The sequence below is a fragment of the Curtobacterium sp. MCBA15_005 genome, from assembly GCF_001864855.1.
In the GTDB taxonomy this organism is placed as follows: Bacteria; Actinomycetota; Actinomycetes; order Actinomycetales; family Microbacteriaceae; genus Curtobacterium; species Curtobacterium flaccumfaciens.
In genome coordinates, this window is sequence record NZ_MJGL01000024.1 from 1 (window position 1) to 1,360 (window position 1,360).

1 protein-coding gene is annotated in these 1,360 nt (G+C 70.1%); it reads left to right on the forward strand.

What is annotated here, in order from left to right:
- Positions 1-147: 147 nt before the first annotated feature.
- A complete protein-coding gene (locus BIU89_RS11710) occupies positions 148-1,260 on the forward strand; it encodes a transaldolase family protein (protein ID WP_071246734.1) in 1,113 nt (370 codons plus the stop codon).
- Positions 1,261-1,360 lie beyond the last annotated feature (100 nt).

Genomic DNA, 1,360 nt, shown 5'->3' on the forward strand with positions numbered 1-1,360 from the left:
CTTCGACGCCTTCTGGGCGGCGCTCGACCGGGTCGGTTTCTCGGCGCGCGAGGACACCGTCGCGGTCTCGAGCGTCTTCGCGGAGGACGAAAACGCCGACGCGGTGTCGCGGTTCCAACTCGACATGATCACGAAGGGACTCCACCGATGACCACCACCCTCGAGACGCAGGCGTCCACCGACGCTGACTCCCGCCCCGTCACCCTGCAGGCCGCGGAGCAGACACCGACCGCCCTGTGGAACGACTCCGCCGACCCGCGCGAACTGTCGACCGCCATCCACGAGTACGGCGCCGTCGGTGCGACCTGCAACCCGGTGATCGCGTACACCTGCATCCAGCAGGACCCGGAGACCTGGGTCCCGCGCATCCGCGAGATCGCCGAGGAGCACCCGACGGCGGGGGAGTCCTGGATCGGCTGGAAGGCCGTCGAGGAGCTCTCCATCGCCGCCGCGGCGCAGCTGCTGCCCGCGTTCGAGGCGTCCGGCGGCCGGAACGGTCGACTGTCCATGCAGACCGACCCCCGGTTCCACCGCGACGCCGACGCGCTCGTCGAACAGGCCGTCCGGTTCTCGCAGCTCGCGCCGAACATCATCGTGAAGATCCCCGCCACGAAGGTCGGCATCTCCGCGATCGAGGAAGCCGCCTACCGCGGGGTCTCGATCAACGCCACGGTGTCCTTCACCGTGCCGCAGGTCGTCGCCGTGGGCGAGGCCATCGAGCGCGCCCTCGACCGCCGTGCTGCCGAGGGCCTGCCGGAGCAGGAGTTCGGCCACGTCGTCACCCTGATGGCCGGCCGCTTCGACGACTGGCTGAAGACCGTCGTCAAGCGCGACCACGTGATGGTGGACCCGGGCATCCTCGAGTGGGCCGGTGTCGCCGCGGTGAAGAACGCCTACCGCGTCTTCCAGGAGCGTGGCTTCCGCTCGCGCGTGCTGGTCGCCGCTTTCCGGAACGCACTGCAGTGGTCGGAGTTCCAGGGCGGGGACCTGGTGGTGTCGCCCCCGTTCCAGTGGACGAAGGACATCAACGACAACGCGTTCCCGTTCCGTCCGCACGCCATCGACGACGAGGTCCCCGTGCACGTCATCGAGGCGCTCCGGGCCGCGACGCCGGAGTTCGCCCGCGGCTACGACGTGGACGGCATGACGATCGACGACTTCGACCGCTTCGGTGCGACCGTGACGACGCTCCGGCAGTTCCTGGACGCCGACGCGAAGCTCGACGCCCTGGTCCGCGACATCATCGTCCCCGCGATCTGAGACGCGATCTGCGACGCGATCTGATGCGCGGCGCGATCCGCGGTCGGAACCACGGGTCGCGCCCCGCGCGCTGACGCACCAGCCTGGAGGCCCGGTGCCG